Here is a 15,877-nt window from a genome sequence, read left to right on the forward strand (position 1 = left end):
AAACCGGCCAGCAGGCTCCCCCTCAGCACCCCATAACACCGGAAAGCCCAGGTCATCATGGCTCTGACCTGGGCTTTCCTCTGGGGTGAGTGACGGGGATCGAACCCGCGACAACTGGGACCACAACCCAGTGCTCTACCAACTGAGCTACACCCACCACGGCCGTATGCACACCGATCAGCAGCACCGAACCGGGGTCCGTACGGACGACTGCCGCGAAGCAGCGCTTCGCGACCCGCCAAGTGTAGCCGGGCGCCCGCCGGCTCCCGCACCGAGATCAGGTGCCCTCGGCGCGTGTCTCCGGACCAGGAGAGTCCGGCCGCGCCGGGGTCGCCGTGGACGGCTCGTCCGGCGCCTCGGCGGGCACGGGTTCGGTCGCGGCGGACACCGGCGGCGCGGGCTGGGTACCGCCGGTCGGCTTGCCGAGGATCTCCTCGGCGATCGTCTTGGCCGCGGCGGAGTCGGGGCCAGGCGCTGGGACGAAGACCGCCGCGCGGTAGTAGCGCAGCTCGTCGATCGACTCGCGGATGTCGGCGAGCGCCCGGTGGTTTCCCGTCTTGTCGGGGCTGGCGAAGTAGACCCGCGGATACCAACGGCGGACAAGTTCCTTGATCGAGGAGACGTCGACGATCCGGTAGTGCAGATGGCTCTCCAGTGCCGGCATGTCCCGGGCGAGAAACGCCCGGTCGGTGGCGACCGTGTTGCCCGCGAGGGGAGCTTTGTTGGATTCCGGCGCGTACGTACGGACATAGGACAGGACGCGCTCCTCGGCCTCCGCGAGCGAGACCCCGCCCGCGAGCTCGTCGAGCAGGCCGGACGCTGTGTGCATCGTGCGTACGATGTCGCGCATCTGGTCGACCGCCTGCTGTGGCGGCTTGACCACCAGGTCGACACCCTCACCCAGTACGTTGAGGTTGCCGTCGGTGACCAGCGCGGCCACCTCGACGAGAGCGTCGGCCCGCAAGTCGAGCCCGGTCATCTCGCAGTCGATCCACACCAGACGGTCATACATAGCGCTCCACCCTATGCGGTGGCCCCGGCGTGTCGAGCCGGCAGTCAGGCCAGCGCGCAGTCAGGCCAGCGCGCAGTCAGGCCAGCGCGCAGTCAGGCCAGCGCGCAGTCAGGCCGACCGGCGGAAGCCGCGGCGGGCCCGGAGGTAGTCGGCCACCACGAAGTCGCCGAGCCGGTCGAGGTCGGGGGTGAAGACTCGGCCACCGTTGCGCCGGGCCACCGCGTCGACGAAGCGCGCCAGCCCCGGGTCCTCGCCGAGCATGAAGAAGTTCAGCGTCGCGCCGTAGCGGGTGACCGCGTCGACCTCGTTGATCGTCGCCCGCAGCGTCTCGTGCGTGGTCGGCCAGGAGAAGAACGGTTCGCCGTCAGCCAGCAGGTGCGCGGTGGGTTCGCCGTCGGTGACGACGAGGATGACGGGCTCGGCGTCGGGGTGCCGGCGTACGTGGCGGCCGGCGAGCATCAACGCATGCTGGAGGTTCGTGCCCTGGATCCAGTCCGGCTCGATCTCGGCGAGCTGGACGGGAGACAGCCGCCGCGCCACCCGGTCGAAGCCGATGATCTCCAGCGCGTCCTGCCGGAACCGCGTCGCGACGAGATGCGACAGCGCGAGCGCGGTCTGCTTCATCGGACCCCAGCGGCCCTCCTGGACCATGGAATACGACAGGTCGACGCAGAGCGCGACGGCCGCGGACGAACGGCGTTCGGTCTCGGCGATCGCGAAGTCCTCGACACTCAGGTGCACCGGTGGTCCCGAGCGGGTGCCGGCCGAACGCAGCACGGCGTTGTGGACCGTACGTGTCGCGTCGATGGGATGCTCGTCGCCGAACCGCCACTCGCGGCTGGTCCCGACCGGCTCGTCGGCGGCACCGGTGCGGTGGTCGTCGTGGTCGCCGCGGCCGGTGGACTCGAGCTGCTGGAACACCCGGCTGAGAGCGGCCTCACCGAGCCGGCGCAGCGCCTTCGGGGTGAGGCGCAGGCCGTCGGGTCCGCGGGCGACGTAGCCCTGGCGTTCCAGCTCCTGCTCAAGCTGCCGCAACGCCCGCATGTCGACCGTGGCTCCCGGGCCGAGCTGGCGTTCGAGCGCCTCGACGTCGACGTCGTCCAGGGTCGCACCGGGGTGTTCCTGGGCGAGCTGCTCGATCAGGGCCTCGACGTCGGCGAGGTCGGCGACGGCCTCGACCGCCTCGCCGTAACCAAGCGGTTCCTGCCCGCGCATCCTGGCGCGTGCGTCCCACTCGAGTCCGGGACGCAGGGCGCGAAGGTTGTCGCGGAGCTGTCCCAGCTGCGAGGCCAGGTTGGGATCACCCAGCGCTTCCTGCATGAGCCGGGCCAGTTCGTCGCGTTGCTGCGGCGACAGCGACCGCATCATGCGTTCGGCAGCGGCCGCCCGGCGGGCGAGCAGGTCGATGAGCTCGTCGGTGTTGCGCGGGTTCTCCGGGAAGAACTCGCCGTGCTTGTCCATGAACTCGGCGAACTTGTCGGTCGTGTCCTCGCCCCGCGCGTGCGCCGCGAGCAGGTGGTTGAGGTCGGCCAGCATGTCGCGGACGGCCTCGCTGACTGCCGGGTCCTGGCCGGAGAGCGCCTGCTTCATCCCGGCGAACTGGGCGTCGAGGACGTCCCTGCGCAGCATCTGCTGTATCTGTTCGTACGTCTGCCGCGCCTCGTCGGACTGCCAGTCGTACGACGAGAGCTCCCGCACCGCCCGCGCCGTGTCGTCGGGGAGTGTGTCGAGCTCCATCTCGTGCATCCGGGCGTCGTCACCCGGGTCACGGGCGAGGGTGTCCTTCTCGGCGGCGAGGGCCTGGTCGAGCATCTGGCGTACGCGGTCGAGGGTGCCAGCGAGGTCACCGCGTCGGCGTACCTCCTCGCGGCGCTGGCGCGCACGGGCGAGCAGGTCGTCGAGACCGCGTCGACCTTCCGGCCCACGGCGGAGCAGTTCGCGCAGCGCCTCGCGCAGGCTTGCGCCGGAGAGCACCTCGCGGCCGAGCTCGTCGAGCGCCTCGCGGACGTCGTACGGCGAGGTCAGCGGATCCGGCCCGCCGTCCCACGGCCCGTAACGGAACCTCCGGTCAGGCATCATCAAGCTCCATGCTCGATGGTCGCGTTCGGGTTCCTCGTTCGCTGCGCGGACGGCGTCGCTCGTACCTCGCTGGGCCGACCACTTCGCTCAGTCGTCACTTCACGCTCCATACACCGTCATGCCGTCGACGGTCTCCTTCGCAAGCCGGCGGGTGAGGTGCAGGCCCTCGAGGACGAACTCCACTGCCGACGCGACCTCACCCGGTGACGCGGCGTCGCCGAGTCCGAGCCGGTCCAGGACCTTCGCCAGGCCGGGGACGGTACCCATCTGGTCGAGCAGCTCGTCGCCACGGGTCAGCTCGCCGGTCTCGACCGTCGTACCCTCCTCGAACCGCGCCGTGAAGCCCGCGAGATCGAGGCCACGCAGCCGGTCGCGGAAGGTTTCGGCCGTGGCGACACGCAGCTGATGAGCGAAGATCTCGTGCTCGCGTCCCTCCTCACCCATCTCGAACTCCACCTTGCCGTGCAGGGTGGGGAGTACGCCGGGCAGGTCGCAGATCCGGGCGATCGCCGTGGACTCACCGGTGAGAGCCGAACGCCGCAACGCGGAAGCGGCGACGGTCTCGGCAGCGGTGATGGCGAAGCGTGCGGAGACACCCGACCGCTGGTCGATCGACGGAGACTCGCGCAGTCCGCGGGCGAGCCGCGCCACGACCTCGATCAGGTGCTCCGGAACCGGCGCGGCGAGGTGGGCCTCCTGGGCGATGAGGCCGATCTCCTCGTCCACCTCGAGCGGGTAGTGCGTACGGATCTCCGCGCCGAACCGGTCCTTCAAAGGCGTGATGATCCTGCCCCGGTTGGTGTAGTCCTCGGGGTTGGCCGACGCGACCAGCAGCAGGTCGAGCGGCAGCCGCAGCGTGTAGCCACGGACCTGGATGTCGCGCTCCTCCAGGACGTTGAAGAGCGCGACCTGGATCCGTTCGGCGAGGTCGGGCAGCTCGTTGAGGGCGAAGATGCCGCGGTTGGTGCGCGGGACGAGTCCGTAGTGGATCGTCTCCGGGTCACCGAGTGTGCGACCCTCCGCCACGCGTACCGGGTCGACGTCACCCACCAGGTCGCCGACGCTGGTGTCGGGCGTCGCCAGCTTTTCGCCGTACCTGTCCTCGCGGTGCTTCCAGGCCAACGGCAGGTCGTCACCGGCTTCCGCGGTGAGCCGGCGGCACCGGACACAGCTGGGGGAGTACGGATGGTCGTTGATCTCGCAGCCGTCGATCACCGGTGTCCACTCGTCGAGCAGGCCGACGAGCGTGCGCATCAGCCGGGTCTTGCCCTGGCCGCGTTCGCCGAGGAGCACGAGGTCGTGTCCGGCGAGCAGGGCCCGCTCCAGCTGCGGCAACACCGTGTCGTCGAACCCGACGATGCCGGGGAACGCATTGCTCCCGTCCGCGAGCGCGGCGGTGAGATTGGCGCGGATCTCTTCCTTGACAGTGCGCTGAACGTGGTCGGTGGCACGGAGTCCACCGAGCGTCGAGGGTCGAGTCACGCCATCGACCGTACGTCGGAGGAGGCGGTTTGGGGGAGCCTTGTCATGTAAACCATTTCCGGGCGCGGGAATTCGCGACCGTCGGAACGGGTCGGACAGGTGTGCGACCGCCGCTCTCGGCCACCGATGATCAGCAGCGTCAGGAGGTCCGGCCGTCGTACTGCGCCTGGCGTGGTGGTGGTGTCTGCCCCTGCTGGTGGTTCTGCCACTCCGGCGGGTGCGCGTTTCCCTGCTGGTGAGGTGCAGGTTGTGGGTCGGAGCCGGGCGGGCGCAGTGGTTGACCGTGGGGTGACCGTCCTGGTGGTGCGCCCGGCGACGGATCCCCTGCCGGGTGGTGAGTGCTGTGCGGTGGCACCGGGTGACCGCTGTGCGGTGGCGCCGGGTAGGCCGCCGGTGAGCCCCAGACGGGTCCGTTCGGTGGGACCTGCTGTGGCCCGGAGGACGAGTGCCCGGAGAACGAGCCCTGCGGCGCGCCGGGTCCCGGCGAAGCCTGTGGCGGCCCCGGCGGCCGGCCGGTGGGAGGGCCCTGGGGTTGGCCCCCTCGTGGGCCCCAGCCTGGACCGCCCTGGGGTTGGCCGGGAGGTGGGCCGATGGGAGGGCTCGGCGATTGGCCCAGTGGTTGGCTGGGAGGCGGGCCCCAGCCAAGCGTCCCCTTGGGCGTGGTGTGCCCGGCCGGTGAGGGACCTGGATGGGCGGGCGCTGGTGCGCCCCAAGCGTTGCTCTGGGGTGGTCCTTGCGAGAACCCCCAGCCGGGCGGCCGGACGGGTTGTCCGTAGTTCCACGTCACCGCCGATGACCCGGACGCCTGCTTGCGCTTGCTGATGATCAGCACAATCCCACCGATGAGCGCCGCGACGACCAGGGCGACGATCACGGCGACGACGAATGCGAGGGCCAACTCTGCTCCTGAAGGCACGACATGCCGGTGGAAAGGTACGCGGGGTGCCTCAAGTCGGACGTAGGAGTCTTTCTGCGACAAAACGGCAGCCACGCGGGCGCCACCCTACTCACCCGCGCCCGGCCGACGCCATGGGTCGCGAGGACAAGATTCGAGGACTGGGCCTACGGCTCGTCAGGCAGCGGGTGAGCGCGGATCTCGACGCGGTTCTTCCCCTGGCGTTTGGCGCGCAGCAACGCCTCGTCGGCGGCCGCCAGCAGTTGTGTCCGGGTGGCGCCGTGCCACGACTGGGCGAGCCCCGCCGTGATCCTGATCCGTCGCCCGGCGGGCAGGCAGTTCCACACCCGTTGTTCGATCCGCTGGCGCAGGCCGTCGATCAGGTCGTACGCCTGCCTGGCGGTGCGGTTGGGCAGCACGACCACGAACTCCTCGCCACCGAAGCGGGCGATGGCGTCGTCGGAGGACAGCGTGGACCGCATCTCCTGGGAGAGCTCACGCAGCAGATCGTCGCCCACGAGATGGGAAAGCTCGTCGTTCACGCTCTTGAAGTCGTCGATGTCGACGAATGCCACCGCGAGCGGTCGACCCGTCGCCGCCGACTCCACCAGGAGTTCGGGAAGCCGGATCTCGATCAGCCGGCGGTTGCCGAGGCCGGTCAGCGGATCACTGAGGTACGCCGCGGCCCGGCGACGCAGCTCGTCGCGGGTCCGTTCGGAGTCGAGGCGTTCGGAGAACGACTGCATCCGCGCCCGACGTTCCTCCCAGCGGTCGTGCACGAGGCGCCAGGTCAGCTGGGCGAACGCGTCGACGGTGGGTGTCGTGCCGTCGCGGGAGCGGAGCAGGTGGGCGTACTCCCAGTAGGCACGGGCGGCCATCACCTGCAGCCGGGGGAGGGTGTCGCCGACCGCGCAGGCCATCTCCGCCTGCTCGAGTGCCTGCCGCGAGTCGCCTTCGTTGGCGTACGCCCGCGCCATCGCGAGATAGCCGATCAGCATCGCTTCCTGGCGCTGCGTGGCGGCGACCGCGCCGATGTTGGCGCGGAGCTCCGGGAGGACAGACTCGCCTTCGCCGAGCATCGCCCGCGCTGCGCAGGCCTGGACGATGACCTCACGAGGCCAGTACGAACGTTCGATGACGTCGACGCCCGCCGGTGCCGCTTCGAAAGCCGTCAAGGTCCTCCGGTAGTGCTCGCGCGCCTCGTCGAGCTGGCCGATGAGTTCGAGCTCGGCTGCCCAGTTGAGCTGGAGCCAGCCGGAGTTGTAGGCGTACAACGTCTGGAGTACGGCGTCGGAGAGCGCTGTCGCCACGTCGTGCAGTCGTTCGAGCCACTGGGTGGCCAGTTCGTAGAGGTCGAGGCGGACCAGGACGAGGACGACCGCGTTGATGGCGTGTCCGACCGCGTAGCTCGGCGTCGTCAGCTCTTCGAGGAGAACAACCGAGCGGGCGAGTTCGTCGTAGGCCGGCTCGAAGCTGCCGCGGAGCAGCAGCGCCATCGCCCGGAGTCCGTGGCCGAACGACTCCCAGATCCGGTCGTCGAACGGTTCGGCGAGCCGGATCATCTCGACCGCCACCTCGTCGGCGCGGTCGTAGCGGCGCAGCTCGTGGAACGCCGCGAACCGGACGAATCTCAGCCACTGGGCGCGGTCGTGGGCATGCTGGACCTGGGCCTGCCCGAGGAGGACCTCGAGGTCGTCCAGGACCTGGCTGGCTTCTCCGGACTGGGCCCGGATCAGCAGTTCGGATATGTCGGAAAGCGCGGAAGGGCGCGGCTTCATCGGCCCCGACACGTTCCGCTCCCTGTCCAGCGGCGTGCGTGTCGGATCAGGCGCCCCGTGGTTCCCCCGGCCGGAACCATGAGTTCGGGTTCTCCCTCCATTGCCACCATCTGCGTAAGACCCGAGGACAGGCTATAGAGCAACCCTGGGGCGGGCGACGCGGGCAGCGGTCCCGGACCCTGCGTACCCGAACGGCGCGCCGTCGCCCCAGGTGTCGGGCACCTGTCTGGCCGCCCTCGCTGCCGTCTGACCGGCCGACGGATCGGCGTCTGACCCGCGGTCACAGCCAGCGTCGACCATCGTCCGGCGCTGCTGTCAAGGCTAGCTTGACAGCAGTGACCAACGGTGCGTTTCGCCCGTCCTGGTTGAAGGTTCGCGACCACCGACCCACTCTTCCTGGTGTTGTCATCGGGGTGCGCGGGTAGGGGTACGGGCAGCGTGCGAGGGGAGGTCATGATGCACTCCCGTCGATCGTCTCCCGCGGCGCCCGACCGATTTCCGCTCGCGCTGGCGGGCCGACTGTCGGGCAGCGTGGCAGGCAAGGTCGTCACCTCGTTTCTCCAGCCGCTGCTGGTCGACCTGATCGCCCTGTGTTGTATGGCAAGCAGGCACAGTGGCACCTCCACGGCCGGCATGTGCCCGCGATCCGGGAACCTCTGGAGCGGCTCATTGCCGATATACGGGTGCGAAGCGACGACGTGGCGCTGCGCATGGTCGTGTTCGGCGCCTGCGTGGACGTGCGCCCTGCGACGGTGGCGACGACGACAGGCCTTCCGGACTTCCCGCCCGGTTTCGTCGGCGAGGACAAGACCATGGGTGCGCTCATCGACCAGATCGACGCCGCCATCGCACGAGCCCGTAACGCACTGGGGCCGCTCGCAGCGATCGACCCGGTGAGCCAGACCATCGTCCTCGGCGTACTCACGAGCTTGGAGAAGTCGCGCTGGGAGTTCGCCGCGCAGGTACCGGCCGAGCCGCGACACTTGCCGTCTGACGAAACCCCCGACCAGCCGCACTCGCCGGAATGATCATGCATGCGTGATCAGTGACATCGGGCGCTGTCTACCGGCGGACGCCGGTTGGGTGAGGGCCACCTTCATCCCAACGCCAGCGCCCGCGCAGGATCGGACCGTCCGGCTCCGTCAGCGGACTTCTGCCTCCAGCGTGACGGGCGCGTCAAAAGCGGCGCGGCGAGCCGCACGACGAAGCGACACGAGCAGTGGCCGCGCGGCCACCAGCACCAGCAGGACGTTGAGGACAGCGCGAGCGGCGTCCCAGCCGAGCGACGTCGTCGCGTAGAACACGGCGTAGTGGCTGAGGTTGGTGAGGATCGCCCCGCCGGGTACGAACGACGCGCCGGCCGGCAGGAAGCTCGCGACCGGCCAGAACCACAGGTTGAGCAGGGCGCCGTAGCCGAACCCGCACACGCCGGCGTACGCCATGAGCAGCCAGCGCTCGGCCCATCCCGACGCCCGCGGCAGGCAGCCGGCGCCCAACCCCACCCACGCGAGCCCGAACATCTGGAACGGCATCCATGGACCGACGCCACCGGTGATGAGCGCGGTCGCCAGCATGACCACGACCCCCAGCGCGAAACCGAACCCCGGCCCGAACACCCGTCCGGCGAGGATCAGGAGGAAGAACGCCGGATCGAACCCACCCGCCCCGGGATTGAGGGTCTGCAGGGCGGCGCCCACGGCGGCGAGAACCCCGAGCATCGCCACCGCCTTGACGTCCATCCCACCGTCGGCGAGTTCGGCGTAGACGATCGCGACGACCAGCAGGAGTACGCCGATGAACAGGTACGGCGCATCGTCGCTGTGCTCACCCATGGCACTGGAGGCGTCGACCACGAACGGCCAGCCGAAGCCGATGAGCCCGACCACGCTCGCCAGTGCGAGAGCCAGGACCGAGCGCGGACGCAGGGTGATGACAGCCGTGCTGTTTCGGGTCGTCATCTATCGGCCTCCTGCGCTCAGAGCGATCGTGAGGAGTACGGCGACGGAGGCGAGTTCGACGATCGAGCCGAAGACGTCGCCGGTGACGCCGCCGATCCGGCGTACGACGCGGTGCCGCCACACCTCCGCGACGGCGAGCCCGACGGCGGCCCCGGCCAGCAGGCGGAGGGATGTCGCGGGCGCACCCCACACGAGCGGGACAGCGGCGAGCAGCGCGGTCGTCACGGCGACACCGAGGAGCGCCGTGCGGTCGGCTGATCCGGCAACGAGGGCGCCGAAGCCGGAGGGTCTGGCCGAGGGAACACCGGTGCGGGCGGCCAGGACGACAGCGACTCGTCCGGAGTGCTCGGCGGCGACCAGGGCGAGTACGCCGACACCCGCCCCGTACGCCGTCGAGACCGTGGCAAGTGCCGCCACCTTGATCAGGACGACCAGGACGATGGCCAGGACACCGAACGCGCCGATGTCCGGCTTCCGCATGATCGCCAGCGCCTGCGCCGGCGGAGCCGCACTGCCGAGTCCGTCCACGGTGTCGGCGAGACCGTCGAGGTGAAGGCCACGGGTGGCGAGCGCCAGGACAGCGACGGCGAGTGCGGACCCCAGGACCGCCCCGGTTGCGTACGGGGCGAGGACCGTGCTCGCGAACAGGGGTACGCCGGCGACCAGGCCGAGCCCCGCGCCGACGACAGGCAGCCAGCGGAGCGCCCGTGCGGCCAGCTGCCGGTCAAGGTGCCGCGCCGCATGTCGGGGAACTGGAATGGCCGTGAACAGGCCGACCGCGGTGGGAAAACCCCAGCCATCCCGCCGTTCAGACTGGTCCCTGGGTGCGCCGGCCGTTGGTTGGTCAGTGGGTGTACCGCCCGCTGGCTGGTCGACGGTCATCGCAGCCGCTGGGGAATGCCGGCCGTCACCAGCCACACCTCGTCGGACTCTGCCGCGATCCTGGAGTTGAGCAGGCCGAGCTGGTCGCGGAACAACCGGCCCGAACGGGTCGCCGGGACGATCCCCGACCCGACCTCGTTGCTGATCGCGACGGCCGTCCGGGAGGTGCTGCGCCAGGCCTCGACCAGGGCATCGACCTCTGCCGTCACCTTGGCCGCGGCATCGTCGGCGGCCATGTCCGCCGCACCGTCGGCCGCGGCCGCGGCCGTGTCCGGGTCGGAGTCAGCACTGTCATCTCGCCACATGTCGTGGTCATCCATCGTGGCGGCGAGCCAGGTGCCCAGGCAGTCGACGACGAGCGGTTCGTTCGTACGGGTGGCCAGCAATCCCACCAGGTCACGGGTTTCGACCGTCGTCCAGTGGGCCGGCCGGCGGTCGCGGTGGAGCTGGACGCGTTCCCGCCATTCCGGGTCGTCCGCTGAGGGCGCCGGTCCGGTGGCGACGTAGGTGACCGCGGCAGCCGACTCCACCATGCGTTCGGCGGTCGCCGACTTGCCTGAGCGCGCGCCGCCCAGGACGAGGATCCGACGCCGGATGCCGGGCGCCACGGAGTCGGCGCCGCCCTGCAGGTCCGCCAGCGTCGCGACCTCGTGCAGTACCCGGGCCGAGGCCTGGACGACCGGCAGCGCGAGAACCGCACCGGATCCCTCACCCAGGCGCATCTCCAGATCGAGGACGGCTTTTAGCCCCAGCGTCGACAGGGCAAGGCGGGCGCCAGGCTCGGCCGAGACGTGGCCCGCGACGAATGCCCCCGTCACCTCAGGAGCGAACGCCGCAGCCGCCAAGGCCGCCGCTCCCGCGACGACCCCGTCGAGAACGACCGGAACGCGTGCCGCCGCGGCGCCCAGCAGGAACCCGACTGTCGCCGCGTGCTCGAACCCGCCCACGGCCGCCAGGACCCCCAGCGGGTCGGCGGGATCAAGGCGGTGCCGGTCAAGTGCACGGCGTACGACATCGACCTTGACTGCCCAGGTGGCATCGTCGATTCCGGTCCCGCGTCCGGTCACGTCCTCGGGCGCAGCTCCGGTGAAGGCCGCGATCAGCGCTGCGGCCGGAGTGGTGTTGGCGATGCCCATGTCGCCGGTGAGCAGGCAGCGGCACCCTTCGGCGACGAGATCGGTCGCGGTGTGGATGCCGACCTCGATCGCCTGGGAGGCTTCGCCCCGAGTCATCGCGGGCCCGGTGGTGAGGTCGTGCGTACCGGCGCGGATCCGGCGTTGCGCCAACCCGGGCGCCGGGGGAAGGTCAGTCGCGATACCGACGTCGACGACCTGGACGCGGACGCCGGCCTGGCGCGCGAGCGTGTTGACGACGGCGCGCCCGGACAGGAACGTCGACACCATCGCTGCGGTGATGTCCTGCGGCCATGGCGACACGCCTTGGGCATGGACGCCGTGGTCGCCGGCGAAGAGTGCGAGCCCGGCGGGTTTGGGCACAGGCGGCGGACACTGGCCGGCGAGACCGGCGAGCTGACGGCCGAGCTGTTCGAGGTCGCCGAGCGCACCACGGGGTTTGACGAGCCCGTCCTGGCGGATGTGTGCGGCGGCCATGGCGTCACCGTCGAGCGGGCGGATCGCCTCGACGGTGCGGTCGAGCAGCGTCATTCGTCCGGGCATCGGGGTCTGGCGTCCTCTCCACAGGAACGGCCACCAGCATGGCACGAGTGACGTGATCATGAAGACCCCGCCGACCCCCCCGCGGGCCGCCGTGGCCCTGCTGGTCGGGATGTCAGGTAGATGGAGCGAAGCGCAGCGCATCGGCGGTAGACCTCTTCGCAGGGTGCGCCGCGTCGGCGAGCGCGTGCGACGCAGAGTTCGAGGCTCTGGCCGAGGCGGTCGGCTGCCGAGCCTCGCAACGATGAGATGTCTGCCCAGCGGGAGATGTGTTGCAGGAATGCCGATCCGTCGTCCCGGTGGCGGATCAGTTGTTTGACCGCCGCGATCCACATCTTGAAGATCTGGGGCCAGTGATAGTGCTGCGCGATGTCCGCGCCGGGTTCATGGTTCGAGCTCTCACAACCGATGTCGATGTGCCAGAAGAGCGGGTAGCTCTCCAGGTAGAGGGTCCGGACGTAGGTGTCGGGAAGCCTGTCGAGTCCCCACCCTGCGATCAAAGGGCGTCCGAGCGGGATGAGTAGATCGGGAAGTTTCGTGGCGAAGGCACGGTCCGACAGACCGTTGACGACAGCGACGAGATCGATGTCGGAGTACCGGTCCGAATGGTCGCTGCCGGCTCCGAGACTTCCGTACGGACGCACCTCAACCACGTGTGGCGACTGGAGTAGCAGGTCGCGGACAGCCCTGGCCAGAGCTGTTCGTCGGTCGAGGTCGTCGACGTGCTCTGATCCCACGGCTCGAGGCTAGCGTCCCAACCACGGTCAGTTCGCTCGCGACCTTGTGCAGGGGTACGTGACGAGAGAGCGTCACTGTTCCCTGTTCGGCGTCGCGTGCCCTATCGTGGCTGCGCGGCCGATCACGCTGGCCGGACTCCGAGCCGCACCCCACCCACGCTGGGTTGCGGTGACGAGGACAAGGGTCACCGACTCGCGTGCTGCGCGCCGCATGGGATTGTCTCCGTCATCTGAGCCGGTGGGCGTGGGTCATCGGCTGAACAGGATGACGTCATGACACAGGACAAGGCCCGCAAGAAGGCGATCCGCGCCCGCGTCGCCGTGACCGGCGAGTCCTACACCAGGGCCCGTAGGAAGATTGCCGGTTTCCCGGGCAAGACTCCCCAACCACGTCGCGTCGCGGTCTTTGGCGCGGGTTACGTCGGTCTGGTAGCAGGGGCCTGCTTCGCGGAGCTGGGTCACCGGGTCGTCTTGTGTGACATCCAGCCAGACAGGATCCGGCTGTTGCAGGCCGGTGAAGTTCCGATCTTCGAGCCTGGCTTGGGCGACCTCCTTGCCGGCAACAAGGAGCGGCTGTCGTTCACGCTGGAGGCTCAGGAGGCGGTACGTGACGCCGAGGTCGTGTACGTCTGCGTCGACACGCCTCCGACGGCGTCCGGTGATGCGGACCTGTCCCACCTCTGGGCGGTCATCGACGCGCTCAAGGAGGTGCGCTCGGATCACCTGGCCGCGCTGGTCATGAAGAGCACGGTGCCGGTCGGCACGGGGGAGCGCGTCCGCGCCGTGCTGCACGATGCCGGGCTTGCCCACGTCGGTTACGCGGCGAACCCGGAGTTCACCGCTGAGGGCCGGGCCGTGAGCACCTTCCTGCATCCGGACCGGGTGGTGATCGGCGCGGCGGACGATAGGACAGCCCGACTCGTGACGGCTCTGCATGAGGGCGTGGACGGGCCGGTGGAAGTGATGGACATCCCGTCCGCCGAGATGGTCAAGCTGGCCTCGAACGCGCTCCTGGCGACGAAGATCACCTTCATCAATGAGATCGCGACCGTGTGTGAGGCGACCGGTGCCGATGTCGAGACTGTGGCCAAGGGAATCGGCATGGACCCCCGTCTCGGTCCGCACTTTTTGAAGGCGGGGCTCGGGTACGGAGGCTCGTGCTTTCCGAAGGACTCCCGCGCGCTGCGCGCGATGGCCAGCAACACCGGCCATCCATTCCAGCTGCTCAGCGCGGTCATCGAGGTCAACGAACTGCAGCCGCGGCGCGCCATCCAGCGGCTGAAGAACGAGCTGGGCACCCTCAAGGGCCGCCGGATCTGCCTGCTGGGCATGACGTTCAAGGCAGGCACCGACGACATGCGCGAGGCGCCCTCCACCGTCGTCGCCTCGCGGCTGCTTGCGGAGGGTGCCGACGTCCAATGCTGGGACCCGCTGGCCCGCCCTGCCGAGGTCGAACCGTGGACGTCGACGACCCGGCACGCAAACCCGGCCGAGGCGATGGCTGGAGCCGACGCGGTAATCGTGGTCACCGAGTGGCCGCAGCTCAACGACGTCGACTGGGCGGCGGCGCGGGTCACGATGCGCAACCCGCTGATCTTCGACGGCCGGAACCTCCTCGACCCGAAGCGAATGCGGGACACCGGCTTCACGTACATGAGCGTGGGTCGGCCATAGGGACCGCGCAGCGGTCCGTCCGGACGCCGGCGCACGTGGAGGTTCGCCGCCCTGATTGACCAGCGACGGCCTGCCGGCCTTGGCCGGACGCGAGGGCGGTAGGCCAGGATGGCGGTGTGATCGATCGAGGAGCTGCCAGCCGATTTCGTCGTGATCGGCCGTACCGACCGCGCCATGAACGCGTGTCCGAGACGTCTGCGCGACACCGAAGCGATCGTCAACCACATCCACCAGCTCGCCACCGGTCGGACCTGGGACCTGATGTTCGCTGTCCGTGCGATGTCGCCCGAAGCCGCCTCGGTCGTGGTCGAGCATGGCAGCGAAGACTCGATTGCCAATGACGTGGAATGGCCTCTGATCGTCGAGCAGGGTGGTCTGGGCGTCGCTTATCGCGAGGCGGACGGGCTTTCGTACCGCATCCGGCAGGACTTCGATGCCGATGCCGACGACCACGACGCTGACCCGATCCAGTGGGTGGCTCGGGTCGAGATCGCGAACCTGCACGCTCAGACTCTCAAGAGAATCCTCGACGCATGGCAGCCGGGCCGTCACGGTTGACATCAGCGGTGAACCGGCCGCCTGCCAGCTACTACGGCATGCTGCGCCTGCCCGTGGCCGAGTCGGCGGCCGGCCCACCGTCGTCGACGATCAGGCAGGGGTGGCCTCGCCGCCGGCGCAGGTGGTGGACTGCCTCTTCGACACCGAACCGATCAACCTCCCGCTTTTCCAGGGTGGCTGGTGAGGTAGCCACCCATGGTGCGGAAGTAGTCCGTCGCCGGGAGTTCGTCGCCGTCGTCCGTACGTACGCGCCGAAGAACCAACCCGTGGTGGTGACCGCGCCGGGCGTCCGCACCCGCGACGATCACGACGCCATCACCCTCGCGGATGAAGATCCTGCCCGGAGTACCGCCGTACCGCCCCTCGGACACTGAAGCCTCCACTACCCGCAGCCGATTGCCGCGGTGGAACGTAAACGCGTTCGGATAGGGATCGGACTGCGCGCGTACGAGCCGGTCGAGGTCCTCGGCGGGCCAGGCCCAGTCGATCCGGCTGTCCTCGATCGAGCGCTTATGGAAGAAGCTCGCCTTCGAGCGGTCCTGTCGCACCCAGTCGGTACGCCCGGACGCGATGAGCGCGAGGCCGTCGACAGTGATCGGCCCGAACAGCTCCAGAGTCTTGTGGAACAGGTCGGTGGATGTGTCCCGCGGCCCCACCGGTACGGCCCGCTGGAGCACGATGTCGCCCGCGTCGAGGTCGTCGTCCATCATGTGCGCGGTGACGCCCACCTCCTCCTCGCCGTTGATGAGCGCCCACAGCAGAGGGGCGAAGCCGGCGTAGGCGGGCAGCAGCGAGTCGTGGACGTTGAGCGTGCCGTGTCGGGGGAGGGCGAAGATCTCCGGCGGTATCCAGGTGCGCCAGTTGGTGGCCACGATCACGTCGGGACCGGCGTCCTTGAGTGCGGCCAGGAGCTCGTCGTCGCCGGGACGGCTGCGGATGAGCACGGGCACGTCGTGTCGTCCGGCCAGGTCGGCCACCGAGTCGTTCCAGATCTTCTCGTACGCGTGGTCGCTCGGCGGATGGGTGACCGCGAGGACGACCTCGTGCTCCGAGTCGAGCAGGGCCTGCAGGGTGCGATGGCCCCAGGTCTGGTAGCCGAACATGACGACTCGCATGAGGGACTTCTCCTTGCATCGCGGACATGAACTC

Annotated in this window: 12 protein-coding genes and 1 tRNA gene; 3 read left to right on the forward strand and 10 right to left on the reverse strand. The window is 69.6% G+C overall.

Annotated features, from left to right (window positions below):
* Positions 1 to 81: 81 nt before the first annotated feature.
* The 5 genes from ABNF93_RS08975 to ABNF93_RS08995 form a co-directional block, all read right to left on the reverse strand.
* Positions 82 to 157 (reverse strand) — tRNA-His (locus ABNF93_RS08975).
* A 120-nt stretch (positions 158 to 277) separates the two neighbouring features.
* Positions 278 to 1,012 carry an oligoribonuclease gene (gene orn, locus ABNF93_RS08980; RefSeq protein WP_349327360.1) on the reverse strand — a complete coding sequence of 245 codons (735 nt, stop codon included), beginning with the start codon at positions 1,010 to 1,012 and terminating at the stop codon, positions 278 to 280.
* 108 nt (positions 1,013 to 1,120) lie between these two features.
* Positions 1,121 to 3,088: a vWA domain-containing protein gene (locus ABNF93_RS08985; protein ID WP_349327361.1), complete on the reverse strand. Its 1,968-nt coding sequence runs from the start codon at positions 3,086 to 3,088 to the stop codon at positions 1,121 to 1,123.
* Between the two features lie 102 nt (positions 3,089 to 3,190).
* Positions 3,191 to 4,573 (reverse strand): sigma 54-interacting transcriptional regulator, encoded by a 1,383-nt coding sequence (locus ABNF93_RS08990; RefSeq protein ID WP_349327363.1) that lies wholly within the window; start codon positions 4,571 to 4,573, stop codon positions 3,191 to 3,193.
* Between the two features lie 1,062 nt (positions 4,574 to 5,635).
* Entirely contained in the window at positions 5,636 to 7,258 is a 1,623-nt protein-coding gene (locus tag ABNF93_RS08995; RefSeq protein WP_349327364.1) for a GGDEF domain-containing protein, read from the reverse strand.
* A gap of 578 nt (positions 7,259 to 7,836) precedes the next feature.
* On the opposite strand from ABNF93_RS08995, the gene ABNF93_RS09000 reads away from it, so the two are divergent.
* On the forward strand, positions 7,837 to 8,274 hold the full coding sequence (locus tag ABNF93_RS09000) for a ferritin family protein (RefSeq protein WP_349327365.1): 438 nt from the start codon (positions 7,837 to 7,839) through the stop codon (positions 8,272 to 8,274).
* 114 nt (positions 8,275 to 8,388) lie between these two features.
* Here the strand turns inward: ABNF93_RS09000 and ABNF93_RS09005 are convergent, their stop codons facing one another.
* Genes ABNF93_RS09005 through ABNF93_RS09020 form a run of 4 tightly spaced genes read right to left on the reverse strand, consistent with a single transcriptional unit; the run spans position 8,389 to position 12,496 of the window.
* The gene (locus ABNF93_RS09005) at positions 8,389 to 9,204 is read right to left on the reverse strand and encodes an ECF transporter S component (RefSeq protein ID WP_349327367.1); all 816 of its coding nucleotides are present in this window, start codon (positions 9,202 to 9,204) and stop codon (positions 8,389 to 8,391) included.
* Complete coding sequence (locus tag ABNF93_RS09010) at positions 9,205 to 10,086, reverse strand: adenosylcobinamide-GDP ribazoletransferase (RefSeq protein WP_349327369.1); 882 nt, start codon at positions 10,084 to 10,086, stop codon at positions 9,205 to 9,207.
* Positions 10,083 to 11,762 (reverse strand): nicotinate-nucleotide--dimethylbenzimidazole phosphoribosyltransferase, encoded by a 1,680-nt coding sequence (gene cobT / locus ABNF93_RS09015; protein WP_349327371.1) that lies wholly within the window; start codon positions 11,760 to 11,762, stop codon positions 10,083 to 10,085. Before cobT ends, ABNF93_RS09010 begins: the two co-directional genes overlap by 4 nt.
* A 56-nt stretch (positions 11,763 to 11,818) precedes the next feature.
* A complete protein-coding gene (locus tag ABNF93_RS09020) occupies positions 11,819 to 12,496 on the reverse strand; it encodes a hypothetical protein (RefSeq protein WP_349327373.1) in 678 nt (225 codons plus the stop codon).
* 273 nt (positions 12,497 to 12,769) lie between these two features.
* On the opposite strand from ABNF93_RS09020, the gene ABNF93_RS09025 reads away from it, so the two are divergent.
* Positions 12,770 to 14,170 carry a UDP-glucose dehydrogenase family protein gene (locus ABNF93_RS09025; protein WP_349327375.1) on the forward strand — a complete coding sequence of 467 codons (1,401 nt, stop codon included), beginning with the start codon at positions 12,770 to 12,772 and terminating at the stop codon, positions 14,168 to 14,170.
* A gap of 174 nt (positions 14,171 to 14,344) precedes the next feature.
* Positions 14,345 to 14,728, forward strand: coding sequence for a hypothetical protein (locus ABNF93_RS09030; protein ID WP_349327376.1), 384 nt, complete (start codon positions 14,345 to 14,347; stop codon positions 14,726 to 14,728).
* A 152-nt stretch (positions 14,729 to 14,880) separates the two neighbouring features.
* Here the strand turns inward: ABNF93_RS09030 and ABNF93_RS09035 are convergent, their stop codons facing one another.
* A complete protein-coding gene (locus ABNF93_RS09035) occupies positions 14,881 to 15,843 on the reverse strand; it encodes a methionyl-tRNA formyltransferase (RefSeq protein WP_349327377.1) in 963 nt (320 codons plus the stop codon).
* Between the last annotated feature and the right edge of the window lie 34 nt (positions 15,844 to 15,877).

The sequence above is a fragment of the Actinopolymorpha sp. B9G3 genome, from assembly GCF_040120725.1.
Classification (GTDB): Bacteria; Actinomycetota; Actinomycetes; order Propionibacteriales; family Actinopolymorphaceae; genus Thermasporomyces.